This is a genomic window from Actinomadura sp. NBRC 104425, assembly GCF_030269545.1.
Classification (GTDB): Bacteria; Actinomycetota; Actinomycetes; order Streptosporangiales; family Streptosporangiaceae; genus Spirillospora; species Spirillospora keratinilytica.
Genome location: NZ_BSTN01000003.1, coordinates 348,269 through 371,464 on the forward strand (window position 1 = coordinate 348,269; position 23,196 = coordinate 371,464).

Annotated in this window: 22 protein-coding genes; 6 read left to right on the forward strand and 16 right to left on the reverse strand. The window is 72.4% G+C overall.

All coding sequences use genetic code 11. The features are described 5' to 3' along the window. From QSK22_RS07360 to QSK22_RS07370, 3 genes are all read left to right on the forward strand, one after another. Positions 1-792 carry an FHA domain-containing protein gene (locus tag QSK22_RS07360; RefSeq protein WP_285493235.1) on the forward strand — a complete coding sequence of 264 codons (792 nt, stop codon included), beginning with the start codon at positions 1-3 and terminating at the stop codon, positions 790-792. A 65-nt stretch (positions 793-857) separates the two neighbouring features. Beyond that, on the forward strand, positions 858-2,282 hold the full coding sequence (locus QSK22_RS07365; protein WP_285493236.1) for a GlnX family signal transduction membrane protein: 1,425 nt from the start codon (positions 858-860) through the stop codon (positions 2,280-2,282). Positions 2,283-2,512: 230 nt separating this feature from the next. Then, positions 2,513-3,718: a hypothetical protein gene (locus tag QSK22_RS07370; RefSeq protein ID WP_285493330.1), complete on the forward strand. Its 1,206-nt coding sequence runs from the start codon at positions 2,513-2,515 to the stop codon at positions 3,716-3,718. Here the strand turns inward: QSK22_RS07370 and QSK22_RS07375 are convergent. Next, positions 3,693-4,307 carry a hypothetical protein gene (locus QSK22_RS07375; protein WP_285493237.1) on the reverse strand — a complete coding sequence of 205 codons (615 nt, stop codon included), beginning with the start codon at positions 4,305-4,307 and terminating at the stop codon, positions 3,693-3,695. The genes QSK22_RS07370 and QSK22_RS07375 overlap by 26 nt on opposite strands. 43 nt (positions 4,308-4,350) lie before the next feature. Further along, positions 4,351-6,141 carry a thiamine pyrophosphate-requiring protein gene (locus QSK22_RS07380; protein WP_285493238.1) on the reverse strand — a complete coding sequence of 597 codons (1,791 nt, stop codon included), beginning with the start codon at positions 6,139-6,141 and terminating at the stop codon, positions 4,351-4,353. Positions 6,142-6,367: 226 nt separating this feature from the next. Between QSK22_RS07380 and QSK22_RS07385 the strand changes: the two genes are divergently transcribed. After that, on the forward strand, positions 6,368-6,889 hold the full coding sequence (locus QSK22_RS07385; protein ID WP_285493239.1) for a PH domain-containing protein: 522 nt from the start codon (positions 6,368-6,370) through the stop codon (positions 6,887-6,889). A 43-nt stretch (positions 6,890-6,932) separates the two neighbouring features. On the opposite strand, the gene QSK22_RS07390 is transcribed toward QSK22_RS07385, so the two are convergent. The 8 genes from QSK22_RS07390 to rlmN form a co-directional block, all read right to left on the reverse strand. Continuing rightward, positions 6,933-7,751 carry an ABC transporter permease gene (locus QSK22_RS07390; protein ID WP_285493240.1) on the reverse strand — a complete coding sequence of 273 codons (819 nt, stop codon included), beginning with the start codon at positions 7,749-7,751 and terminating at the stop codon, positions 6,933-6,935. After that, positions 7,748-8,614 (reverse strand): ABC transporter permease, encoded by an 867-nt coding sequence (locus tag QSK22_RS07395; protein ID WP_285493241.1) that lies wholly within the window; start codon positions 8,612-8,614, stop codon positions 7,748-7,750. The genes QSK22_RS07390 and QSK22_RS07395 overlap by 4 nt, the downstream gene beginning before the upstream one ends. Next, positions 8,614-9,861, reverse strand: a complete 1,248-nt coding sequence (locus tag QSK22_RS07400) for a polyamine ABC transporter substrate-binding protein (RefSeq protein WP_285493242.1) — start codon at positions 9,859-9,861, stop codon at positions 8,614-8,616. Before QSK22_RS07400 ends, QSK22_RS07395 begins: the two co-directional genes overlap by 1 nt. Beyond that, complete coding sequence (locus QSK22_RS07405) at positions 9,858-11,009, reverse strand: ABC transporter ATP-binding protein (protein ID WP_285493243.1); 1,152 nt, start codon at positions 11,007-11,009, stop codon at positions 9,858-9,860. Before QSK22_RS07405 ends, QSK22_RS07400 begins: the two co-directional genes overlap by 4 nt. A 185-nt stretch (positions 11,010-11,194) precedes the next feature. Next, positions 11,195-11,623 carry an HIT family protein gene (locus QSK22_RS07410; protein ID WP_285493244.1) on the reverse strand — a complete coding sequence of 143 codons (429 nt, stop codon included), beginning with the start codon at positions 11,621-11,623 and terminating at the stop codon, positions 11,195-11,197. Positions 11,624-12,065: 442 nt separating this feature from the next. After that, a complete protein-coding gene (locus QSK22_RS07415) occupies positions 12,066-12,869 on the reverse strand; it encodes a DUF1963 domain-containing protein (protein WP_285493245.1) in 804 nt (267 codons plus the stop codon). Positions 12,870-12,932: 63 nt separating this feature from the next. Then, a complete protein-coding gene (locus QSK22_RS07420; RefSeq protein WP_285493246.1) occupies positions 12,933-13,439 on the reverse strand; it encodes a DivIVA domain-containing protein in 507 nt (168 codons plus the stop codon). Between the two features lie 93 nt (positions 13,440-13,532). Beyond that, positions 13,533-14,681: a dual-specificity RNA methyltransferase RlmN gene (gene rlmN, locus QSK22_RS07425; RefSeq protein WP_285493247.1), complete on the reverse strand. Its 1,149-nt coding sequence runs from the start codon at positions 14,679-14,681 to the stop codon at positions 13,533-13,535. A 121-nt stretch (positions 14,682-14,802) separates the two neighbouring features. Between rlmN and QSK22_RS07430 the strand changes: the two genes are divergently transcribed. Further along, complete coding sequence (locus QSK22_RS07430; protein WP_285493248.1) at positions 14,803-15,936, forward strand: suppressor of fused domain protein; 1,134 nt, start codon at positions 14,803-14,805, stop codon at positions 15,934-15,936. 54 nt (positions 15,937-15,990) lie between these two features. On the opposite strand, the gene QSK22_RS07435 is transcribed toward QSK22_RS07430, so the two are convergent. From QSK22_RS07435 to rpsB, 5 genes are all read right to left on the reverse strand, one after another. Beyond that, complete coding sequence (locus tag QSK22_RS07435) at positions 15,991-16,980, reverse strand: phosphatidate cytidylyltransferase (RefSeq protein ID WP_285493249.1); 990 nt, start codon at positions 16,978-16,980, stop codon at positions 15,991-15,993. Further along, positions 16,980-17,537, reverse strand: coding sequence for a ribosome recycling factor (gene frr / locus QSK22_RS07440; protein ID WP_285493331.1), 558 nt, complete (start codon positions 17,535-17,537; stop codon positions 16,980-16,982). Before frr ends, QSK22_RS07435 begins: the two co-directional genes overlap by 1 nt. A 183-nt stretch (positions 17,538-17,720) precedes the next feature. Next, on the reverse strand, positions 17,721-18,500 hold the full coding sequence (pyrH, locus tag QSK22_RS07445) for a UMP kinase (RefSeq protein WP_285493250.1): 780 nt from the start codon (positions 18,498-18,500) through the stop codon (positions 17,721-17,723). Between the two features lie 495 nt (positions 18,501-18,995). Beyond that, a complete protein-coding gene (gene tsf, locus QSK22_RS07450; protein ID WP_285493251.1) occupies positions 18,996-19,832 on the reverse strand; it encodes a translation elongation factor Ts in 837 nt (278 codons plus the stop codon). Between the two features lie 96 nt (positions 19,833-19,928). Further along, positions 19,929-20,810 (reverse strand): 30S ribosomal protein S2, encoded by an 882-nt coding sequence (gene rpsB / locus QSK22_RS07455; RefSeq protein WP_285493252.1) that lies wholly within the window; start codon positions 20,808-20,810, stop codon positions 19,929-19,931. A 312-nt stretch (positions 20,811-21,122) separates the two neighbouring features. On the opposite strand from rpsB, the gene QSK22_RS07460 reads away from it, so the two are divergent. After that, positions 21,123-22,061, forward strand: a complete 939-nt coding sequence (locus QSK22_RS07460) for a M23 family metallopeptidase (RefSeq protein ID WP_285493253.1) — start codon at positions 21,123-21,125, stop codon at positions 22,059-22,061. A 66-nt stretch (positions 22,062-22,127) separates the two neighbouring features. Here QSK22_RS07460 and QSK22_RS07465 read toward each other — a convergent pair whose 3' ends face one another. After that, positions 22,128-23,060, reverse strand: a complete 933-nt coding sequence (locus QSK22_RS07465; protein WP_285493254.1) for a tyrosine recombinase XerC — start codon at positions 23,058-23,060, stop codon at positions 22,128-22,130. Positions 23,061-23,196: the final 136 nt, after the last annotated feature.

The window sequence follows — 23,196 nt, forward strand, 5'->3', positions numbered from 1 at the left end:
ATGGCGATCTGTCCGTCCGGGCACAGTTCCGGTACCGACGACTACTGCGACGTGTGCGGTCAGCGCATCGGCGGCGACGCCTCCCCCGCGTCCACGCCCTCCGAGGCCGCCCCGGCGGCGGGGCAGCCCGCAGGGGGCAAGGGCGTGCCCTGCCCGGACTGCGGGACGCCGTCCACCGACCGCTTCTGCGAGGAGTGCGGCTACGACTTCGCGACGGGAGGCGGCAGGCCGACCCCCTCGGGTCCGCCGCAACCACTCCCCCCGCCGCAGCCGGCCCCGCCGCAGCCGACCCCGCCCGCGGAGCCCTCCCCCGCCCCGGCCCCGGCTGCCGAGCCCTCCCCTGCCCCGGCCGCAGCCGCCGAGCCCGCACCCCAGGAGGCGGAGTGGGTGGCCATCGTGAACGCCGACCGCGAGTACTACGACACCGTCATCGCCGGAGGCGGACCCGACAGCAAGGACATCCCGTTCCCGCCCTACTGCCCCGAACGGCGGATCCCCCTGACCGGCAAGCAGATCCGCATCGGCAGGCGCAGCGTGTCCCGGGGGACGAACCCCGAGATCGACCTGCAGGAGCCCCCGGCCGACCCCGGCGTCTCCCACGTGCATGCGGTGCTACTGGCCAAGCCGGACGGCACCTGGACCCTGGTCGACCCCGGCTCCACCAACCGCACGTGCCTCAACGGCGCGACCGAACCGATCCCCCTGAACGTCGAGGTGCCCGTCGGCGACGGCGACCGCATCCACGTGGGCGCGTGGACGACCATCACGCTCAGCAAGGGCGGCAAGGCATGACGGCCGTGGCGCGTCCCCCCGGCGGGGGGCCGGCGCCGGGCGGGGCGCGGCCCCCGAGCGCGCGCGTGCCCGCCCCACCGGGACGGCACACGCCGCCTCCCCGGTCGCTGCCGCTGCTGCCCCGCACGGTCGCGGGCCGGGTGCGGGCGCTGACGGCCCTGGTCATCCTGGCGCTCGTCGCGCTGCTGGCGTCCACGTGGTGGGCCGTCGGGGCGGCCCGCGACGGCGTCCGCGTCATCGGCCACGACGCGGGTCCGCAGGTCGTCGCCACCGGCGACCTGTACTTCCACCTCACCGACATGGACGCGCACCTGGCCAACGCGCTGCTCATCGGCAACTCGCGCAACCTGGGCATGCGCCGCGACCAGCTGCTCGCCCGGTACGAGCAGAGCCGCGCCGAAGCGGGCGCCGCGCTGCTGCAGGCGTCCCGGCTCGCCGACGGCCCCACCGAGCGGGAGACGGCCCGCGACCTGCTCGACGCCCTCGGCCGCTACGAACGCTACGCCGGCCAGGCGCTGCTGCTGGACGAGCAGGCCGACCACGCCGCCGGGCCCCCGCCGCAGCGCGTCCTGGACGCCTACCGGCAGGCCACCGACCTGATGAAGCTGGACCTGCTGCCGAAGGCCTACAACCTGACCCTCGACAACGGCACCCTGGTCCGGCACACCTACGAGTCCGAGCGGTCGGCGGTGCTGGTCGGCCGCACGCTGGTGGTCGTCATCGGCGTGCTGCTGCTGGCGCTGCTACTCGCCCTCAACCACTACCTGTACGTGCGGTTCCGGCGCGTGCTCAACCCGGGCGTCGCGCTGGCGACCCTGGCGGCGCTCGTGCTCGTGGTGATGAGCACGTCCATGCTGTCGTCCCAGGCCGGGCACCTGCGCGACGCCAAACGCGACGGGTTCGACCCCATCCTCGCGCTGTCGCGCACCCGCGCCATCAGCAACAGCGCCAACGCCGACCAGACCCGCTTCCTCCTGGACCCCGACCGCGCCGACACCTACACGCAGACCTATCTCAGCAAGTCGCAGTCGATCCTGTACCTGCAGGCCGACAGCCTTCCCCAGTACACCGAGGCCGTGGAGTCCCAGGGCCGCTCCCGGCAGCGGGCGCGCTTTCTGGGCTTCCTCGGGGACGAGGCCGCACGCGACCTGACCGGCGGGCAGGCGCAGGCGTTCCAGAAGGTGCTGGACGACTTCCGCACCTTCCAGCTCGCCGACCGCCGCATCCGCGACCTGGCCGCCGCCGGCCGCACCGACGAGGCGGTCCGCGCGCGGCTGGGCACCGGCCCCGATACCGGCATCCGGCTGTTCGCCCAGTACGATGCGTCCCTCAATGCGCTCGCCGGCCTGCACCGCCGCGACTTCGACGACGCGGTGCGGGCCGGCGACGAGGGCACCGACGGCTGGGACGCGGTGCTCCCCGTGTCGGGGCTGGTCATCCTCGTCCTGGTGGCGGCCGGCGTGCGCCCGCGCCTGGCGGAGTACCGGTGAACGGACCCGGCTTGCAGATCGGCCTGCGGAAGACACGCTCCAGCGCCCGTTCCGGCGCTGTACGCCGCCGTGCCCGGCGCGCCGACGCAAGCCGGTCGCAGGTGCCTTTCGGTCAGGAAGATAAGTCGCTTACGTAAGTGCCCGTCCTGTTACGGCCTCGTAGGTTATGGTCGCGATCACAACACGATGAGAGAACCGCCGCCGCGTCCGGAGGAGTCCCATTGACGACGGTGATCCTGGTGGTGCTGTGCGTCGTCGTGGGGGCGCTGGAGCTGTACGCGGGCCGGCAGAGCAAGCACCAGGCCGCCGCGTTCGTGCGTCGCGTCGACGAGCTGAACGAGCATGTCACCAAGCAGAACAGCGTGCTGGTGACGGTGGGCGAGCAGCTCTCCGCCGAGCTGTCGCGGGTCAAGCGGGACGTGCTGCCCGCGCTCGACTCTCGGCTGCGCGACAACACCAGCCAGGTCGAGGAGCTGGCCGCGCTGGTGCACCGGGCCGACGAGTACCTGCGCACGCAGGCGGGCCGGCTGCACGAGCTGGAGCAGCAGCGGGTCACGCTCGCCGCGCTGCGCCGCAAGCTGGCGGAGGTGGAGACGTCGGTGCGCGCGGTCGCCGAGGCCGGCGCCCGCACCGGCGAGCGCGGCGCGGGCGGCGCCGACGTGGAGGCGGCGCTGGCGCGGCTGGCCGAGCTGGAGCGCGACGGCGCGCAGATGCTCGAGCTGCAGCGCGCCCTCACCCGCACGCTGGAGGACGTGGAGGACGTCGTCGCCGAACTGCTGGCGTTCACCGAGAGCGAGCTGGACGAGGCCGTGACAGCCACGCTGGAGGCCCGCCCCCGCGGCGGGCGCGACGGGGCGTCGGTCAACGTGGTCGGGCGGCTGTGGACGCGTGACGGCCGGCTGGAGGACATCCTCGCCGAGGTGTACGAGCGGTGCCTGCAGGCCAACGGCCTGCGGATCCGGTTCCGCACCACCGAGAAGGCCGGCGGCCTGCCGGCCGACGACGCGCCGGAACGCCGCCGCTACTTTTTGGCCGGGCAGCGCCCCGAGAACCTCGGCAGCGTGTTCACCGCCCTGCTCATCTCCACGGGCGCCGACCTCCCATCGGGCGGCGGCCCGCGCTCCCTGGCGCGCGGACGCCCCGGCGAACGCGTCCTGCCGCCCGGCATCACCCCCGACCCTCCCCCCGAGGACGAGGCCGCGCTCAAGGCGCTGCTGCGCGCGCTCTACGAGAGCAGCGGCGCCGTGGCGCAGATCGGCCCGCTGCTGGCGGTGCGCAGCCGCGACGAGTTCCTGTGCGCCGTGCTCACCCCGCCGCAGTCGCTGGAGCTGGAGAGCGACGGGGTGTTCTGGGACGCGGCCGCCGCCGCCGTGCGGCTGCGGCGCCTGCCCTCCCACCAGCTGTGGGACCTCAGCCTGTGGGCCGCGGGGTCGTGACGGCCGGGCCGAGGCCGTAGGCGCGCACGGTGCGGTTGGACGCGCGCAGCCGCACGAACAGCGGGCACGCGGCCCGCCCCGTCACCGGGTCCGCCTCCGCGCACAGCCCCACACCCGCCGCGCGGTCCAGGAGGACCACGTTGTGCACGGCCCGCGCGGCGCGCACCGCGTAGGGCACCGAGCCCGCGTCGGCGGCGTCGTACAGTTCCTCGAAGGTGAGGCGGCGCGCGTACCGCACCAGCCCGGCCGCGTCCACGACCCGGGTGCCGATCGCCGCCGACGGCCCCGCGATCACGATGCCGAAGCTGGGGTCCTGCCGCCCGCGCACGTAGATCTCGCGGTCGGGTTCCAGGCCGCGCGCCCGGTCCGCCAGGTACAGGCCGAAGCCGGCGGCGCCGTCGACGTACCCCGGCGGCCCGAACCCGGACGCGCCGTCGCGGACGCCCGTCACCCCCTGCGGCGCCCGCCAGCCCGGCAGGAACACGCCCAGGCCGCGCAGCAGCAGCCGCCACACCGGCCGCCCCGTCACGTCCGCACCGAGTCGATGCCCCCGGGACGAGCCGGGAGGGGACTCCTCAGGGGTGACCATGATCCCATCTTCCGGACGCGTCCGCCGATGGGCAAGAAGGCCGCTAGCTCCCCCGGCGCGGAAGGGCCTCCCGCAGCTTGGCCCGCACCCCCTCGCCGACGATCCCCCAGGCGTCCGGGTCGCCCTTCAGCAGCGCCTGCATCGTGTTCTTCACCTGGTCGAACTCGACGTGCGGCGGGATGGGCGGCAGGTCGGCGCTGCACCGCACGTCCAGCACCACCGGGCGGTCGGAGCCGAGCGCCTGGTCCCACGCCGAGCCGAGCAGCCCGGGCTTGTCGACCTCGATGCCCTCCAGGTCCAGCGAGCGCGCGAAGCCCGCGTACGACACGTCCGGCAGGTCCTGGGTCTGCGGGACGCGCGGCGAGCCGCCCATCGCGCGCAGCTCCCAGGTGACCTGGTTGAGGTCGTTGTTGTGCAGCACCGCCACGATCAGCCGCGGGTCCGGCCAGCTCCGCCAGTACCGGCACGCGGTGATCAGCTCGGCCATCCCGTTCATCTGCATCGCCCCGTCGCCGGTCAGCGCGATCGCGGGCCGGTCCGGGTGGGCGAACTTGGCGCCGATCGCGTACGGAACGGCCGGGCCCATGCTGGCCAGCGTCCCCGACAGCGACCCGCGCATCCGGCCGCGGAACCGCAGCAGCCGCGCGTACCAGTTGGCGACCGACCCCGAGTCGCAGGTGACGATCGCGTCGTCGGGCAGCCGGGACGACAGCTCGTGGCAGATCAGCATCGGGTTGACCGGGTCGGCGGGCATCTTCGCCTGCGCTTCCATCGCCTGCCACCAGCGCTGCACGTTGCGCTCGATGGTGCGGCGCCAGGCGCCGTGCTCCTTGCGGCGCAGCCGCGGCAGCAGCGCCCGCAGCGTGGCCGCGGCGTCCCCGACCAGGTTGACCTCGGTGGGGTAGCGCATCCCGATCATGTGCCCGGCGATGTCGATCTGCACGGCGCGGGCGCCGCCGTACTCGGGCAGGAACTGGCTGTAGGGGAAGCTGGACCCGACGATCACCAGGGTGTCGCAGTCGCGCATCATCTCGTAGCTGGGCCGGGTGCCCAGCAGCCCGATCGCGCCGGTGACGAAGGCCGGCTCGTCGGAGACGACGTCCTTGCCGAGCAGCGCCTTGGCGATGCCGCCGCCGGTCACCTCGGCCAGCTCCAGCACCTCGGCGGCGGCCGACCGGGCGCCCTGGCCGACCAGGATCGCCACCTTCTCCCCCGCGTTGACCACCTCGGCGGCGCGGGCGATCTCGGCCTCGGGCGGGCGCGTCTCGGGCGCCGCGTACCCCGGTGCGCTGGAGGGCACCTGCCGGAAGGCGTGCGCCGGCGCCTCGTACTCGGCCTCCTGCAGGTCGGCCGGGATGATCACACAGGTGGGGGCGCGCCGGTCCAGGGCGGTGCGCAGGGCCCGGTCCAGCACGTTCGGCAGCTGCTCGGGGACGGCGACCGTGTGCACGTAGTCGGACGCCACGTCCTTGAACAGCACCTGCAGATCGACCTCCTGCATGTAGCTGCCGCCCATGGCGCTGCGGGCCACCTGCCCGACGATCGCCACCACCGGAACGTGGTCGAGCTTGGCGTCGTACAGCCCGTTCAGCAGGTGGATCGCGCCCGGCCCGCTGGTGGCCATGCACACGCCGACGCCGCCGCCGAACTTGGCGTAGCCGACCGCCTCGAACGCGCCCATCTCCTCGTGCCGCGGCTGCACCACCTTGGGCGCCCCCGCCCGGCCGAGCGCCGCGACCAGGCCGTTGATGCCGTCGCCCGGATAGCAGAAGACGTGTTCGACGCCCCAGTCGCGCAGCCTTTTGAGTACGTAGTCGGCCACCATCTCGGCCATGGCACTCCCCCCGTGACCACATCACCTCGGTCACAGGGGGCGTTTCCGATTTCGCGGGGCCATATCGACGGCGCACCCAACGTTGGCGGTATGCGGACCCGTCCATGACGTGCGGCGACCGCGGCGCGGCGGTCGGCCCGGCGAGGAAAACCCGACGCGCGCGGCACTGCGGCGCGCGCGCCGCTTCGGCTACCTTTGAAGCCCCTGATCATGACAAGGGTGCCGCATGAACATCCAGGACATGATGGTCTTCCGCCACGAGGCCGGGTCGCGGACCGTGGGCCGGTACCTGATGTCCCACGAGGAGCGGGTGATCGCGGTGCGGGGGCATCCGGCCGTGCTGCTGCCCGCCCTGCTGGCGGTGGTGGGCGGGCTGATCGCCTGCGCGCTGGTCGCCGCCGTGACCGGGATCCTGTGGGTCTGGTGGCTGTGGCTGCCGACCCTGGGCTACCTGGTGTGGAAGGTCCTCGCGTGGTCGCTGCGGTATTTCCTGGTGACCGAGCACCGGCTCATGGTCATCAGCGGGGTGATCAACCGCGAGGTGGCGATGATGCCCCTGGCCAAGGTCGAGGACATCGCGCTGGAGCGGTCGGTGCTCGGCCGCATGCTGGGGTACGGGGAGTTCGTCATCGAGTCGGCCGGGGACAAGCAGGCGCTGCGCAACGTCCGCTTCATGCCCTACCCCGAGCAGCTGTACCTGGAGGTCTCCACGGAGGTGTTCGGCGCCGAGGACCCCTCCCCGGACTGATCCGCGCGGCCCGCCGGGCCGTCGGCGGCGGGCCGCGGGCAGGTCACCGGCGCAGGACGTTCCGCCGCGCGGAGACCACCGCCACCAGCACGCCGACCGCGAAGATCAGCGTTCCCATCACGTTGACCTGGGGCGGCATGCCGGTCCGGGTGGAGCCGTAGACCCACAGCGGGAAGGTGACGGTGGCGCCGCCGGTGAAGCCGGTGATGACGAAATCGTCGATGGACAGCACGAACGCCAGCAGCGCCCCCGACACCACGCCCGGCATGATCATCGGCAGGGTGACCAGCCGGAACCTCGTCCACGGCCCGGCCCCCAGGTCCTCGGCGGCCTCCTCGACGGCCGGGTCGAGCCCGGCCGCGCGGGCGCGCACCGTCACCGCCACGAACGCGATCGAGAACATCACGTGCGCCGCCAGGATCGTCGGATAGCCGCGTGGCAGGTTGAAGGTGACGCACATGGACAGCAGCGCGGCGCCCATCACGACCTCCGGGCAGCAGATCGCCATGAGCAGCACCAGGTTCGCCGCGCCCCGGCCGCGGAACCGGTGGCGTCCCAGCGCCAGGCCCGCCGCCGTGCCGAGCACCGTGGTGACCGCCGTGCTGAGCAGCGCGATCGTCACCGAGTTGACCAGCGCGGTGGTCAGGTCCGGTTTGTCGAAAAGGTGCCGGTACCAGCGGAGCGTGAACCCCTCCCAGCGGTAGTTCTGCCTGCTGTGGGTGTCGTTGAACCCGAAAAGGATCATCACCGCGATCGGCAGCAGCAGCCAGGCGATCAGCAGCACGGTGTAGACGTGCAGCAGGCGTCCCGAGGACGCGGCGCGGCGCCGGGCCCGGCGGCGCGGGACGAGGGTCGCGGTCATCGGCGGGCCGCCTCCAGGACGTCCCGCGTGCCCAGGGCGCGCGCGTAGACGAAGATCACGACCAGCAGGATCGCCATCAGCGTGAAGGACAGCGCCGAGGCCAGCGGGTAGGCGCTGTTGTCGAAGTACTCCGACTGGATCACATTGCCGATCATGGTGTTGCGCGGGCCGCCCAGCATTTCGGCGTTGACGTAGTCCGAGCAGATCGGCACGAACGTCATGACGACCCCGGCGTACACGCCCGGCAGCGACAGCGGCAGGACCACCCGGCCGAACACCTGGAACCGCGAGGCGTACAGGTCGTGGGCGGCCTCCACCACCCGCGGGTCGATCCGCTCCAGCGCCACGTAGATCGGCAGCACCATGAACGGCAGGTAGTTGTAGGTCAGCCCGGACACCACCGCCAACCCGGTGTCCAGCACGTGCGCGTCGGCGGGCAGCAGGCCGCGGTCGCGCAGCGGGCCGAGGACGGGCCCGTTGTCGGTCAGCACCAGCTTCCACGCGACCGTCCGCAGCACGAACGACACGAAGTACGGCACCAGGAGCAGGGACAGGTACGTCGGCTTGCGCCGCCCGCCGCGCGTGGCGATCCAGTACGCGGCGGGGTAGGCCAGCGCCACGCACGCCAGCGTGGCCAGCAGCCCGTACCACAGCGACCGCGCGAACTTGTCGCCGTAGGCGGCCAGGCCGTCGGTGTAGTTCTGCCAGTGGAACGTCTGCCGGAACCCGTCCACGAGGTTGCCGGTCTGCAGCGACAGCGACACCATCAGCACGAGCGGGATGACGAAGAACACCAGCATCCACAGCCCGGCCGGAAGGACCATCAGGTACGGTGCCGCCCTGCGCCGTGTGGGACCGGCCATCACGAGCCCTTGCTGATCGGCTCGAAGATCTTCTGGTAGCGGGTCTCCTCGGCCTGGCTGAGCCGCCGGTAGTGCCGCAGCCGGGCCATGTCGTCGGCCGCGGGGAACACCAGCGGGCTCGAGCCGAGCCGCTCCAGCTCCTTCTTCTCCTCGCCGGCGGCCCGGCGGGCGTGCTCGGCGATCACCGTTCGGGTGGCGGGGACGGGCGTGATGTAGTTGATGTACTCGGTCAGCGGCGCGTTGTTCTCGGGGTCGTACAGCCAGTCCATCAGTGTGATCGCGTCGACCGGGTTGGCGGCGGTCTTCGGGATGCACAAGTTGTCGGTCCAGATCGTGCCGCCCTCCTCGGGCACGACGAACTTCACGTCCGGCCCGGCCAGGCTGTATGCGTCGCCCGACCACGCCATGGTCAGCCACACGTCGCCCTTGCTGACGGCGTCGATGTAGTCCTGCTCGTAGTACTTGCGGACGATGCCCGCGTCGCGCTGCCGCCGGAGCCGCTCAGCGGCCCTCTCCCAGTCGGCGGGGGTCGACTTCTCCGGGTCCACGCCGATCAGGAACATGCCGAAGTTGCCGAGCTCCTGGGAGTCGGCCATCATGCCGACCCGCCCCTTGTACCTGGCGTCGAACAGCTGGGCGATGCTGGTGATCTCCTCGTCGACGTACCTGGTGTTGTAGGCGATCCCGGTGATCCCCGACACGTAGGGGACGGTGAACGTGTTGCCCGGGTCGTAGGACGGGTTCTTGAACCCGGGCCCGGCGTTGGCGGCGAACGTCTTCAGCCGGGAGTGGTCGAGCGGCGCCAGGTAGCCCAGCTGGCGGGCCTTCTCCAGCTGGATGCCGTTGGTCATGACCATCAGGTCGAAGCCGATCGACTGCCCGGCCGCCAGCGGCGCCTGGATCCTGCCGAACCACGACGCGGTCTCCTGGATGACCTCCTTGTAGTCGACCTTGATCCCGGTGGCCTTCTCGAACGCCTTGAGCGTCGCCCGGTCGTCCTCCATGTACCCGGGCCAGTTCGCCCAGCTCAGCCTGCCGTTCCTGGTCTTGCCCGCCCAGTACTGCGCGACCTGCGACCGGGTGACGTTCTGCTTGCCGCCCTGCCCCTGCACGCCGCACGCCGTCAGCACCAGCCCGGCCCCGGCGGCGCCCAGCAGCCGCAGGACGTCGCGGCGGGGCCTGACCGGCCTCGGCCGGGTCAGCCCGCGCAGCAGCGAGGGGTCCAGGTGGTTGCGGGCGGAGGTCATTGCGCTGCTCCCATGGCGTACGAGTGTCGCGGCTCCCACGTCAGCCAGACGGTGTCCCCGCGCTCCGCGACCTCCTCGGCCGACGTGGCGTTCTGCGCGAACACCACCATCTGCGCGCCGGTCGCGGTGCTGACGTTGTAGTTGGTGGACGTGCCGAGGTAGACGGTGTCGGTGACGGTGCCGCGGACCGCGCACAGCGCGCCGCCGGGCGGCCGCGTGCCGATGCCGATCTTCTCGGGCCGCACGGTCAGCTCCAGCCGCCGCCCCGGCGCCGCAGCCAGTCCTGGACGCAGCGGCACCTCGATCCGCCCGTCCGGGCCGTAGGAGATCACCGCGCGGCCGTCCTCGATCGCCGTGACCTCGCCCTCCAGCAGGTTGGACGTGCCGATGAACCCGGCCACGAACCGGGTCGCCGGACGCTCGTAGATCTCCCGCGGGGTGCCGAGCTGCTCGATCCGCCCGTCGTTCATCACCGCGATCCGGTCGGACATGGTCAGCGCCTCGCCCTGGTCGTGCGTGACGTACACGAACGTGACGCCGACTTCGCGCTGGACGCGTTTCAGCTCCACCTGCATGGCCTGGCGCAGCTTGAGATCCAGCGCGCCGAGCGGCTCGTCCAGCAGCAGCGCGCGCGGCCGGTTGACCAGCGCCCGGGCCAGCGCCACCCGCTGCTGCTGCCCGCCCGACAGCTCGCCGGGCCGCCGCCGCTCCAGCCCCGCCAGGTCGACGATCTCCAGCATCTCGCCGACCCTGGCCCTGATCTGCGGCTTGGGCACGCGGCGGCGACGCAGCCCGAACGCCACGTTCTCGAACACGCTCATGTGCGGGAACAGCGCGTACGACTGGAACACCATGTTGACGTCGCGCCGATTGGGCGGGACACCGGTGACGTCGGCGCCGTGCAGGTACACCGCGCCCGCCGTCGGCTCCTCGAACCCGGCGACCATCCGCAGCGTGGTCGTCTTGCCGCAGCCCGACGGACCCAGCAGGGAGAAGAACTCGCCCTGCGCGATCGCCAGGTCCAGCCCCCGGACCGCGGCCACCGTCTGGCCGTGCGCGCGGTACTCCTTGGCCACTCCCGCAAGCTCGATGGCGGGCAGCGCGGCGCCGACGTCCGCAGGCGCCGCGGCGTGCTTGGTCTCGGTCATCGGGTCCTCCGGTCCGGGGGGCGCCGGCCGCCGATGTGCTCGACGCGGGCGTGTTCCTCGACGCCGTACCGTAGCCGGAATACAACGACATCCGTCACCAAAGGCAGCGTATAGGCTCATAACCCCCAGACAGCACGCCAACACCACCAGCCGCACCGGCGCCCGCACGGCGGTGCTCTAGGCGGTCACAGGGCGGCGCGGAGGCGGGCGGCGTAGTCGGCGGCCTCGGAGTCGGAGGCGTAGGTGCGGCGGGGCCAGAAGAAGCCGCGCAGGCCGTCCTTGCGGTTGCGCGGCACCACGTGCACGTGGAGGTGGGGGACGCTCTGGCTCACCCTGTTGTTCATGGCCACGAAGGACCCCGCGGCGCCCAGCACCGTCTCCATGGCCGACGCCAGTCGCCTGGCTTGCGCGAAGAACGTGCCGAGCATGTGCTCCGGCATGTCCGGCAGCGTCTCGATGTGCTCGCGCGGGACCAGCAACGTGTGTCCCTTGAACAAGGGCCGGGTGTCCAGGAACGCGACCGCGTCCGCGCTGTCCAGCACAAGGTGGGCTGGACGCTCGCCCTTCACGATCTCGCAGAACAGGCACGGCTTGGCGGACGCGGAGTCTCCCATGCGGGCATTGTGCCGCGTGCCGGAGGCCAACGGCGCGCTTGCCCGGCCGACGCTGCACTCAGGCGCTCATGCATTCGGACGGCGTCGCCTTCCGCTAGGCAAAGAGGGGCCCCTGGGCACTCCAGGACGTCTCCCTGTCCCTGCCTCCCGGCCGCATCACCTACATCGCCTACACGGCGACCGCCCGCAACCGTGTCTGAGTTTCATCGAGGACCTCCGAGGAGACCCCCGCCTTTAGGCGGGGAAGGAATCGGACCCCTGCGGAGCAGGACAGGGGCAGGCGATTCACCGCCTGTGCTCGCCGCTGGGCCGACGGAGAGCTGAAACGCCTGTGGAGCTGGTGTAAGACCTCATCGGGAGTCCTCTCGGGCGAGGCGACCGGCGGTGAAGCAGGAAGGCCGACCGGCGACGGTTGGACCCCCGCCTTCAGGCGGGGAGGAAGTCAAGTCGCCTGGAGGGTCAGCCATGCGTGGTGCAGGGGCTGGCCCTGGTGGGTGCAGAAGTAGACGCGGCCGGGGTCGCCCCAGTACCAGTCGAGGCGCGGGTCCGAGTCGAGTTGGAGCAGCAGGGTGCAGCTCTGGGCACCGTCCTGCGGCGCGGGGGCGCCGAGGTCCTGGCCGAAGGCTCGGCGGCAGTCTGAGCCGAGGGGGCGCTGGACGAGCGCGGGCCAGCCGCCGATCTGGTGGACGGGCGTGTCGTCCGGCCAGATGTGCTGCAGCCAGGCCGCATACAGCTGCTCGTACACCGGGAGCGTGCCGCTGTAGGCGTTCTCCAACTGCCGCAGCACGGGCTCCTGGGGCGCCGGAATGGACAGCAGGGGCGCCGCACGCAGGGTGCAGGGCGGGTAGGTCAGCGCTCCCTCCGGCGGCTCGGCCCGTCTGAGGTCGCCGGTGAAGAGGCGCCAGCCGTCGCGTTGGCCGGGCTCGTCGCCCCAGGGGCGTGGGACGGCGCTGGCGTAGTAGAAGGCGACCTGCCCTTCGGAGGGAAGGCCGGGGAGGGGCACCAGCGCGGACAGCCGGGTGAAGTCGATGGTGCAGAGGTAGTCGAGGGGGCGGCCGTTCCAGGTCGGCCACGGTGCGCCGGCGGGGAGCCGGGGCGTGCCGCCGAGCCGCACCGCGGTCTCGCCGTCCGGGCCGAGCCGCACCGCGGGCCGGACCAGCGCCAGGAGCGCCGCGACGACCTCGGGGGCGAAGAAGACGCCGAACATGGAGCGCAGCCGCTGACGCTGCGCGGTGAAGTGATCCATGTCACGAGCGTCGCGCGTCCGGCGGGCGTTGACCAGAGCAACCGGAAACTGTGGATAACTCTGTCAGCGGGGTTCGAGCGCACCGGCGAGCTGGACCAGGAACTCGTCGACCTCGCGCTCGTCGTAGCCGGGCCCGAAGCGGACGACGCGGAACGCGCTCTCCCGGACGTCGCGGGCGGTCACCGGCGCAGCGGTGCCGCGCAGCCCGTCGATGACGCGGTCCAGGAAGGCGTCCACGTCCCGCACGTCGTACCCCGCGCGCACGCCCGAGCCGGAGAACCGGGCGTTCTGGATCCAGCTGATCAGCCATCCGGGGTGCACCCGGGGCCGCCGGGGGCGCCGGCCGAGGGGCGCGGCGGCCTGCAGTTCCAGGACGCATTCGCGCAGCAGCTCGTCCACCGCGCGCGGCTGGTAACCGCGCAGGACGACGTCGAACCGGGTCCGGCGCACCTCGTCGGCGGTCACCGCGGTGCCGCCCCGCAGCGCGTCGCCGATCCTGCGCAGCAACCCGTCGACCTGGGCGCGGTCGTAACCGCGCAGCGCCACCGGCAGGCGCGTCCCCGTCCTCACGGCACCGGACTCCTCAGCCTTGCGCGCGTGCCGTCCGGGGCGGCGCCCGCCTCGCCCGAGGCCCGGACGCCGCGGAACGTCCCTTCCGGCCCGCTACTTCGCGGTGGTCGCGGCCAGCTGGCCGCAGGCACCGTCGATCTCCCTCCCCCGAGTGTCGCGAACCGTGACCGGCACCCCGTGCGCTTCCAGCCTGCGGACGAACTCGCGCTCGTCCCGGGGCCGGGAGGCGGTCCACTTGGATCCCGGCGTGGGGTTCAACGGGATCAGATTGACGTGTACGAGGTGGCCGCGCAAGAGCCTGCCGAGGAGATCCGCCCGCCACGCCTGGTCGTTGACGTCCTTGATCAGGGCGTACTCGATGGAGACGCGGCGCCCCGTGCGGTCGGCGTACGCCCACGCCGCGTCCAGGACCTCCCGCACCTTCCACCGGTTGTTGATGGGGACGAGCTCGTCGCGCAGCTCGTCGTCGGGCGCGTGCAGTGACACCGCGAGCCGCACGGACAGGTCCTCGGCGGCCAGCTTCTCCATGGCGGGGACGAGCCCGACCGTGGAGACGGTGACCGCGCGCTGGGAGATGCCCAGCCCGCGCGGGCTCGGGTCGGTGATGCGCCGGATGGCCCCCAGAACCGCCTTGTAGTTGGCCAGGGGCTCCCCCATGCCCATGAAGACGATGTTGGAGACGCGCCCCGGGCCCCCTGGAATCCGCCCGGACGCCATGGCGCGCGCGCCCGCCGTGACCTGCTCGACGATCTCGGCCGTGGACAGGTTGCGGGTCAGCCCCGCCTGGCCGGTGGCGCAGAACGGGCAGTTCATGCCGCAGCCCGCCTGGGACGACACGCACATGGTGGCCCGGTCGGGGTAGCGCATCAGCACCGACTCGAACAGCGCGCCGTCGAAGGCCCGCCACACCGTCTTCAGCGTGGTGCCGCCGTCGCACGACAGCTGCCGTACGGGGGTGATCAGGGTGGGCAGCAGTTCCGCCGTGAGCCGCTCGCGCACGGCCGCGGGCAGGTCGGTCATCTGCGCGGGGTCATCGACCAGGCGCGCGAAGTAGTGGCGGGACAGCTGGTCGGCCCGGAAGGGCTTCTCTCCCAGCGCGGCGACCGCCTCCCGGCGTTCGGCCGGGGTGAGGTCGGCCAGGTGGCGCGGCGGCTTGGCCCTGCGGGGCGCCGCGAAGACGAGCTTGGGCGGCGCCTTCTTCCCGGCGGCCCCGGTGGTGGCTGGTTCGGCGGTGGCAGACATGATGTTCCCAGTGTCGCAAACCCCGCCGCATGCCCCGACCGCCGTCGCCTCCGGGAACGCGGCGGCGTCCATGAGCGCGACATGCCTGCGCACGGCCCTGTCTGCGGCTAAGGTCTCGATCATGTCGGTATTGCGCAGGGGGTCCTCTACAGCCGCGTCGACCGTCCTGTCCGAGGTCAGCCCCTACGGGAGCCGCCGGCTCGTCATCGAGTCCGACGGGGTGGTCACCGCCGCGTACCTCAAGGACGTCCGCGGCGGCGTGGTCGGGGCCGCGTGGATCGCCAACCATCAGGCGGCGCCCGTCGAGCAGGATCGGGCCCGGGTGGAGGCGGGGCTGGCGCCGCTCATGCCCGCCTCGCATGTGCGCCACCCCGACGGCCGTGAGCCCGTGCAGGCCGGCTCCCTGGAGGTCGTGTGGTTCGAGGAGGGCGACGGGGTCGCCGTCCTCGAAGCGGGGGAACCGCTGTGCGTCATCCCGGGCTGGTCCGACATGAGCCGGGGCATCCCCGGCTACAGCCGGGACGTGAAACGGCAGAGCCCCTTCGCCTTCCCCCTCGACGACGAGATCGACGAGTTCGCACCCCGCGTCGAGCGCGCGCGAGAGCACTGGGAGGTCTGCGCCAAGGACGGCTCCTGGGCGGACTTCCAGCAGTCGGTCCTCGGGCACCTGCTGCAACGCCTCGGCCCGGGCGGCCACTACTGGCACGACGTCGGCCGCCAGCACCCCGGAGGCCGCAGCGGCGTGGCGCCCACGGTCGGCGTCTCCGAGCGGCCCGCCCAGGAGGGCCGCGACTTCACCGTGCTCAGCACCGTCGGCATGAGCCGCCAGCGGATGCCCACCGTCGAGCTGTACGAGGACGACGTCTCGCCGCACAGCCGCATCGAACTGGCCGTCGCCACGACCCTGCCCAGCCAGCGCGCCGGCAGCATCTTCCCGTGGCTGTCGCAGTACCCGTGGCGGTCGGTCACGTGGTTCGCCCCCGGCGACGTGGTGAAGTGGTACCACGAGGCGCACACGTTCCCCCTCAACACCGGGGGCTCCCATTGGGAGGGCGTGCTGCTGCTGGAGGACCCGAGCCGTCTCGCAGGGCCGGTTCCCCCCGGTCTGACGGGCCTGTCCGTCGGCGGCGACCACGTGCGGTGGCTGTGGCTGGTGCCCATCACCGCAGAGGAGCACCGCTACGCCAAGAACGAGGGCTCTGACGCCCTGGTTCGCCGTCTGGCGCAGCAGGGCCGTTCCTGGGTCGTCTCCTAGGCGTCCGCACCGGTGCGGCGCCCTGCGGGGCGTTCACCGGTGCGCGCGCCCCGCCTACGTCGCGGGGACGAAGAGTTCCAGCAGCAGCCACGCTACGGGAAGCGTGGCGATCAGGGAGTCGAGGCGGTCCATGACGCCGCCGTGCTCGGGCAGCAGCGTCCCCATGTCCTTGATGCCGAGATCCCGTTTGATCATCGACTCGACGAGGTCGCCCACCGTGGCGGTGACGACGGCGGCGGCGCCGATGACGGCCCCCTGCCACAGCTGCCCGTCCAGCAGCCACCACACCAGCCACGCGCCCACCGCCATGCAGGCGGCGGCCGAGCCGGTGACGCCCTCCCAGGTCTTCTTGGGGCTGATGGACGGCGCCAGCTTGTGCCTGCCGAAGAACGACCCCGCGAAGAACCCGCCGATGTCGCTGGCGACGGTGACCGCTATGAACACCACGATGCGGTCGTCGCCGTCGCCCGGCCGCAGCAGCAGCGCGGCGATGCCGCCCATGACCCCCAGGTAGCCGACCATGAAGAGCCCGGCGGCGGCGTCGCGCACGTACCCGTCGGCGCCCTGGGGCATCTGCCACACGAGCACGCCGAGGATGGTCAACGCGGCGGCGGCCACCAGGCCCGTCGGCCCCCACGCGTACGACGCCGCGGCGGTGGCGACCGTCCCGGCGGCCGCCGGGATGAGCGGAGCGCGGATGCCGCGCGTGGCGAACGCCCCGTTCAGCTCGTGCAGCCCGACTAGCAGGAAGGCGGCCAGGACGCCGAGGAAGATCTCCTTGACCGTGTACAGGGACCCCAGCACCAGGGCGCCGAGCAGCACGCCCACGCCGACGGCGACGGGCAGGTTGCGGCCGAGCTTCCTCTTCGGCGCGGGCGCGTCCCCCGGGGCGGCCGGGGCCGACGCGTCGCCGGGAGGCCCGGGGGAGTGCGCGTCCCCCGCGCGGCCCGGCGAGGACGCGCCCTCCGCGGAACCGGAGGGACCGGAGGATGCGCGGGCCTCAGCCGGTGAGCCCGACGGCTCTCCGGTCTCGTGCAGCTCCATCAAACCTCGAGCAGCTCCGCCTTCTTGTGCTCAAGCAGCTCGTCGATCTGCGCCACGTAGCGGTGCGTGACGTCGTCGAGCTCCTTCTCGGCGCGCCGGACCTCGTCCTCGCCCGCCTCGCCGTCCTTGGCCAGCTTGTCGAGGGTCTCCTTGGCTCGGCGGCGGATGTTGCGGATGGCCACCCGGCCCTCCTCCGCCTTGCTCCCGGCGACCTTGATGAACTCGCGCCGCCGCTCCTCCGACAGTTCGGGGAAGACCACCCGGATGACCTTGCCGTCGTTGGTGGGGTTGACCCCCAGGTCGCTGTCCCGGATCGCCTTCTCCACCGCGTTCATGGAGCTTCGGTCGAAGACCTCGACGATGACCATGCGGGGCTCGGGCAGCCGGAACGACGCCAGCTGGTTGATCGGCGTCGGCGTCCCGTAGTACTCCGCGGTGATCTTGTTGAACATGGCGGGAGTGACGCGGCCGGTGCGGATGGCCTGGAAGTCCTCCTTGGCGACCGCGACCGCCTTTTCCATCTTCTCCTCGGCTTCGAGGAGGGTCTCGTCGATCACTTCGACTCCCATGTCACCTAGTCGGCCCTTGCCACCTTGCCATTGTCCCCTGATCCCGGAGTCCCCGGGACCACGGAGCCGCCGCTTCCCCGGAACCGGACGCCGCCGTCCGGGCCGCGGCGGTGCCTCCGCGGCCGGGCCGACCCGGCGGCCCGGCGCCCGGCGCGCCGCGTCCCGGCCGTGTCAGCCGTCCGCCCGGGAGACCAGCGTGCCGATCTTCTCACCCCGGACGGCCCGGACGATGTTGCCCTGGCCCATCAGGTCGAAGACGACGATGGGCAGCGCGTTGTCCATGCAGAGGCTGATGGCCGTGGCGTCCATGACCTTCAGGCCCCGCTGGAGCACCTCACCGTAGTCCAGCCGGTCGAATTTGACCGCGTCCGGGTTCTTGCGCGGGTCGGTGTCGTACACGCCGTCCACCTGCGTGGCCTTCAGCACCGCGTCGGCGCCGATTTCCAGCGCTCGCTGGGCGGCGGTGGTGTCGGTGGAGAAGAACGGCTGGCCCAGCCCGGCCCCGAAGATGACCACGCGGCCCTTTTCCAGGTGGCGGATGGCGCGCCGCGGGATGTACGGCTCGGCGACCTGGCTCATGGTGATCGCGGTCTGCACCCGGGTGTCCAGGCCGATCTTCTCCAGGAAGTCCTGCAGGGCCAGGCAGTTGATGACCGTGCCCATCATGCCCATGTAGTCGGCGCGCGCCCGGTCCATGCCCCGCTCGGCGAGCGCTGCGCCGCGGAACATGTTGCCGCCGCCGCACACCACGGCGACCTGGACTCCTTCGCGCACCGCCTCGGCCACGCCCTCGGCGACGTGCTGCACGACGACGGGGTCGATGCCGAGGGGGTCGGCGCCGGCGAACGCCTCGCCGGACAGCTTCAGCAGCACCCGCTCCCACCCGGCGCGGTGCGGGCGGGCGGTAGACGACGAGGCCGCCGTCGTGTCAGTTGTCGATGTCTCCTGCACGTCGGCGGCCTCCTCGATACGGCGTCTGCTGGATTGTGCCGGCATGCCTGCCCCGCAGGCTTTCAGGACGTTCCCCGATTCGGGGCGGCTCCCCGGCGGGCAGGTACCTGTTCGCCGGCGGCTCTCCCCGAGTCTGCTGCGCCCTCGTGTGAGCCCCTCGTAGGCCCTTGTCAGCCCACACGGTAGCCCCTGAGCCCCACGGTAGCTTCTGCGGACGTCCCGTAGTGAGCAGGCCCTGGCCCAGGTTGCGTGCCCGGTCACGGCTCGGGCCGGGCGGCGGGCGCGTCCAGGGCTGCCGCCTTGCCCGTCGCTCTCGTCCGCCCGTCCTGCCGGACCGGCTGACCGGATCCGGGCCGGAACGCGCTGCCATCGTCCGGCCGGATCCGAGCCTGTGCCGCGACGCCGGTGCCGGACGGCCGCGGGCGGCGCCGTGTGGGGCGCCCCCATGCCCGGCACCGGCTCACCCGGTTGCCGCGGCCTCGTCCGGGCTGGGTGTCAGGCCTGCCCGACCTTGAAGCGGGCGAACCGCTTGACCTTGACCCCGGCCTCGTCGAGGACCTTGGCGATGGTCTTCTTGTTGTCCTTGACGAACGCCTGCTCGACCAGGACGAAGTCGCGGAAGTAGGCGTTGACCCGGCCCTCGACGATCTTCGGGATGGCCTTCTCGGGCTTGCCTTCCTCGCGGGTCAGCCGCTCGGCCAGCTCGCGCTCCTTGGCGATGACGTCGGCCGGGATGTCGTCGCGGGTGAGGTACTTGGGCGCCATCGCCGCGATCTGCTGGGCGATGTCCTTGGCGACCTCGGCGTTCTCGGTGTCCAGCTCGACCAGCACGCCGGTGGTCGGCGGCAGGGACGGGTCGGACTTGTGCAGGTAGCTGGCCACGTAGGCGCCGGTGAAGTGGGCGTAGCGGCCCAGCTCCAGCTTCTCGCCGATCTTGGCGCTGGCCTCCTGGATCAGCGCCTCGACGGTCTTGCCCGGCTCGATCTCGGCCGCCAGCAGGCCCTCGGTGTCGGTGACGTCGCTGTCCGCGGCGAACTCGACGATGCGGTTCGCCAGCTCGATGAACTCGGCGTTCTTGGCGACGAAGTCGGTCTCGCACTTCAGTTCGAGGATCGCGCCGTCGCCGGTGCCGTTGAAGTGCTCGGCGACCAGGCCGTTGGCGGCGGTGCGCTCGGCGCGCTTGCCGACGTCCTTGGCGCCCTTGAGCCGCAGGATCTCCACGGCCTTGTCGAAGTCGCCCTCGGCCTCGGTCAGGGCGTTCTTACAGGCCATCATGCCCGAGCCGGTCAGCTCGCGGAGCCGCTTGACGTCAGCGGCGGTGAAGTTCGCCATCGCTCTTTTCGTCTCTGTCGTCGTGGCACGTAAGGCTTGGGGTGGAGACCGGGCTCCGGGGGCCGCCGTCGGGGGCGCCCCCGGAGCCCCCGGTCGTCAGGCTCCCGCGGCCCCGCTGTCCTTGCCCTCGGCGGGGGCGGCGTCGGCGGCGGGCCCGCTCTCCTTGGGCGCGGCCTCGGCGGCCGGGGTCTGGCCGCTCTGCAGCAGCTCGCGCTCCCATTCGGCCAGCGGCTCGGCGGCGGCGCCGCCCTCGGCCGGCTTCTCGTCCCCGCCGGAGGCGGCTCCGGCGCGCGCCATGAGCCCGTCGGCGACCGCGTCGGCGACGACGCGGGTCAGCAGGCTGACGCTGCGGATGGCGTCGTCGTTGCCGGGGATCGGGTAGTCGACCTCGTCGGGGTCGCAGTTGGTGTCGAGGATCGCCACCACCGGGATGCCGAGCTTCTTGGCCTCGTTGACGGCGATGTGCTCCTTCTTGGTGTCCACGACCCACACGGCGCTGGGCACCTTGGCCATGTCGCGGATACCGCCGAGCGTGCGCTCCAGCTTGTCCTTCTCGCGGCGCAGGCCCAGCAGCTCCTTCTTGGTCATGCCGGAGCCGGCCACGTCGTCGTAGTTGATCTCCTCCAGCTCCTTGAGCCGGGTGAGCCGCTTGTGGACGGTGGAGAAGTTGGTGAGCATGCCGCCCAGCCAGCGCTGGTTGACGTAGGGCATGCCGACCCGCGTGGCCTGCTCGGCGATGGCCTCCTGGGCCTGCTTCTTGGTGCCGACGAACAGAATCGTGCCGCCGTGCGCGACCGTCGCCTTGACGAACTCGTAGGCGCGGTCGATGTACGACAGGGACTGCTGCAGGTCGATGATGTAGATGCCGTTGCGCTCGGTGAAGATGAAGCGCTTCATCTTCGGGTTCCACCGGCGGGTCTGGTGGCCGAAGTGAACGCCGCTTTCGAGCAGCTGCCGCATGGTGACGACGGGTGCCATGGCCCGTGATCTCCTGTCCGGCCCGGTCGTTTCCGGGCCACGTCTCGGTTGTCCGCCTGCGCCCGCGACACTGCCTCGCCGCCAACGCATGACGGACCGAGCGGCTGTGCCCCACCGCGATCAAGCCGGGTGATCGGCGGGCGCGTGAATTCGGCCGTCCGGGTGAGCACCCACACGACCGTTGCCCCAGTCTACGGGATGTGCAGCGCACGGGTGGAACGGGCCGCAGCGGCGGCCCTCGGCTCGCGGCGGTTATCCACATGCGCTACCGGGTCTGGCGACCGTAAGACGGAGGGGAGCAGGCTGCCGCACATGAGCGTACTCACCATCCTCCTCGCTTGCACCACCCTGGCGGCCGTCTCCCTTCCCGCCAGCCCGTCTCTCGTGGACGCGGTCACCTCGAACGCCCCGGGCCATCCGGCGTCTTCCGGCTCCACCGGCCCGTCGCGGCCGGGGCCCGCCCCCGGCCGTCCGGTCCCGGCCAACTCCCTCACCTCGACGCCACGCTCCCTCACCTCGACGCCACGCTCCCTCACCTCGACGCCACGCTCCCTTGCCTCGACGCCACGCTCCCTTGCCTCGACGCCGGCGCCCTGGCGGGAGGCCCCCTCCGCGCCGTCACTCCATTGGCGTTGGCCGTTAGGGCCACCCGCCCCCAAGGTGCTGCGGGCGTTCTCTCCGCCGCCGTCCCCCTGGAGCGCGGGTCATCGGGGCGTCGACCTCGCGGCCCGTCCGGGCGAACCGGTGTACGCGTCCGCCGCAGGCCGCGTCTCCTATGCGGGGCGCCTCGCGGGCAAGGGCGTCGTGGCCGTCACCCACGGTGCGCTGCGCACGACGTATCTGCCGGTGCGCCCCGCCGTCCGCCGAGGACGCCATGTGAACCCCGGCACCCACATAGGCACCGTGGAGGCGACCTGGCCGCACTGCCCGGTCACATGCCTGCACTGGGGCCTGATCCAGGGCTCGGTTTATCTCGACCCTCTTCGCCTGGTGCGGCCGAAGGTCCGCCTCCTGCCCTACTGGGAGCCGCGTCCCCAGCCGAAACCGTCGCCCTCGCGGGAGACGCCCGCCTCCTCCGGCTTGGACCTGCGGGCCGCCACAACGGCGGGCGGTGGGGCACTGGTGGGGATGCTGCTGACGTTCCTGCTGAGCCTGGCCTGGCGCCACACGCGCTCCCGTCCGTCCGCACGACGCCCGCCACCCGGCGTCATCGACCTGGCCAGGGAACGCCGACAACGCCGCGCCCCCTGACCTTTGGCACCGGGCCGGGCCCGTAGGTGCAGGCGACGGCAACGCGGGGACCCGTGGCGCCGGACGCTATCCGGCGCCACGGGGGTGGGCGCGGCGGTGGACCTGTTTGAGGCGTTCGATGGAGACCTGGGTGTAGATCTGCGTGGTCTGCAGGGAGGCGTGCCCGAGCATCTCCTGGACGCTGCGCAGGTCGGCGCCGCCTTCCAGCAGGTGTGTGGCGGCGCTGTGGCGCAGGCCGTGGGGGCTGAGATCCGGCATGTCGCCCACCTCGGCGATGCGCGTGTGCACGATCCGTCGTGCGCTGGTGGGGTGCAGGCGGCCCCCGCGCGCGCCGAGGAAAAGTGCCGGGCCGCTGCGCTCGGTCGCCAGTTCCGGACGGCCGCGGCGGAGCCAGTCCTGCACGGCGCGCGCGGCAGGGGCGCCCATCGGCACCGTGCGCTCCTTGCCGCCCTTGCCCAGGACGCGCACGGTCTGGCGCTCGGCGTCCAGGTCGTCGACGTCGAGGCCGCACAGTTCGCTGACGCGCACGCCCGTGGCGTACAGCACCTCCAGAACGGCACGGTCGCGCAGCCCCAGGGGCCCTTCCGCGTCGATGCCGTCCAGCAGGCGGGCGGCCTGGTCCTGCGCCAGCACGGTGGGAAGGTCGCGCAGCCGTTTGGGGGTGCCGAGGAGCAGCCCCGGGTCGTCCGGTATGAGGCCCCGCCGGAACAGGTAGGCGGTGAAGGTCCGCGCGGCGGCGGTGCGACGGGCCAGGGTCGCCCGGGATCGGCCGGCGGCGTGCTGCCTGGCCAGCCAGGCGCGCAGGACGGCGACGTCGAGCGCCTCCACCCCCGCCGCCCCGACCTCGGCGGCGTAACGGCAGAGGTCTCGGATGTCGCCGAGGTAGGCGCGCAGCGTGTGCGGCGACACTCCTCGTTCGGAGCGCAGATGCCGCTCGAACTCCGCCAGCACCTCGCGCGGGACGGCGGGCGGCCGGGGGGTGTCGTCGTCGGCGTTCACAGCCTGCACGCTGCGCCACGCAGGCCGGGAAGGCAAGCATCCGCCGGCACTTTGAAGATCACAGTTCGGAGTTATCCACAGAATCCGGTTCGCCTTTTGCTTGTCGTGACGCGGCGTCACCGTTGATGCACGGAGG

What these genes read in the sequence shown, in the direction of transcription:
- QSK22_RS07400 (WP_285493242.1), bottom strand. Translation starts at nt 9,861, where the DNA reads ATGACCTCCGCCCGCAACCACCTGGACCCCTCGCTGCTGCGCGGGCTG.
- QSK22_RS07385 (WP_285493239.1), top strand. Translation starts at nt 6,368, where the DNA reads ATGAACATCCAGGACATGATGGTCTTCCGCCACGAGGCCGGGTCGCGG.
- tsf (WP_285493251.1), bottom strand. Translation starts at nt 19,832, where the DNA reads ATGGCGAACTTCACCGCCGCTGACGTCAAGCGGCTCCGCGAGCTGACC.
- QSK22_RS07435 (WP_285493249.1), bottom strand. Translation starts at nt 16,980, where the DNA reads ATGGAGCTGCACGAGACCGGAGAGCCGTCGGGCTCACCGGCTGAGGCC.
- QSK22_RS07390 (WP_285493240.1), bottom strand. Translation starts at nt 7,751, where the DNA reads ATGACCGCGACCCTCGTCCCGCGCCGCCGGGCCCGGCGCCGCGCCGCG.
- rpsB (WP_285493252.1), bottom strand. Translation starts at nt 20,810, where the DNA reads ATGGCACCCGTCGTCACCATGCGGCAGCTGCTCGAAAGCGGCGTTCAC.
- QSK22_RS07415 (WP_285493245.1), bottom strand. Translation starts at nt 12,869, where the DNA reads ATGGATCACTTCACCGCGCAGCGTCAGCGGCTGCGCTCCATGTTCGGC.
- rlmN (WP_285493247.1), bottom strand. Translation starts at nt 14,681, where the DNA reads ATGTCTGCCACCGCCGAACCAGCCACCACCGGGGCCGCCGGGAAGAAG.
- QSK22_RS07395 (WP_285493241.1), bottom strand. Translation starts at nt 8,614, where the DNA reads ATGGCCGGTCCCACACGGCGCAGGGCGGCACCGTACCTGATGGTCCTT.
- QSK22_RS07405 (WP_285493243.1), bottom strand. Translation starts at nt 11,009, where the DNA reads ATGACCGAGACCAAGCACGCCGCGGCGCCTGCGGACGTCGGCGCCGCG.
- QSK22_RS07375 (WP_285493237.1), bottom strand. Translation starts at nt 4,307, where the DNA reads ATGGTCACCCCTGAGGAGTCCCCTCCCGGCTCGTCCCGGGGGCATCGA.
- QSK22_RS07380 (WP_285493238.1), bottom strand. Translation starts at nt 6,141, where the DNA reads ATGGCCGAGATGGTGGCCGACTACGTACTCAAAAGGCTGCGCGACTGG.
- QSK22_RS07360 (WP_285493235.1), top strand. Translation starts at nt 1, where the DNA reads ATGGCGATCTGTCCGTCCGGGCACAGTTCCGGTACCGACGACTACTGC.
- QSK22_RS07430 (WP_285493248.1), top strand. Translation starts at nt 14,803, where the DNA reads ATGTCGGTATTGCGCAGGGGGTCCTCTACAGCCGCGTCGACCGTCCTG.
- QSK22_RS07410 (WP_285493244.1), bottom strand. Translation starts at nt 11,623, where the DNA reads ATGGGAGACTCCGCGTCCGCCAAGCCGTGCCTGTTCTGCGAGATCGTG.
- QSK22_RS07460 (WP_285493253.1), top strand. Translation starts at nt 21,123, where the DNA reads ATGAGCGTACTCACCATCCTCCTCGCTTGCACCACCCTGGCGGCCGTC.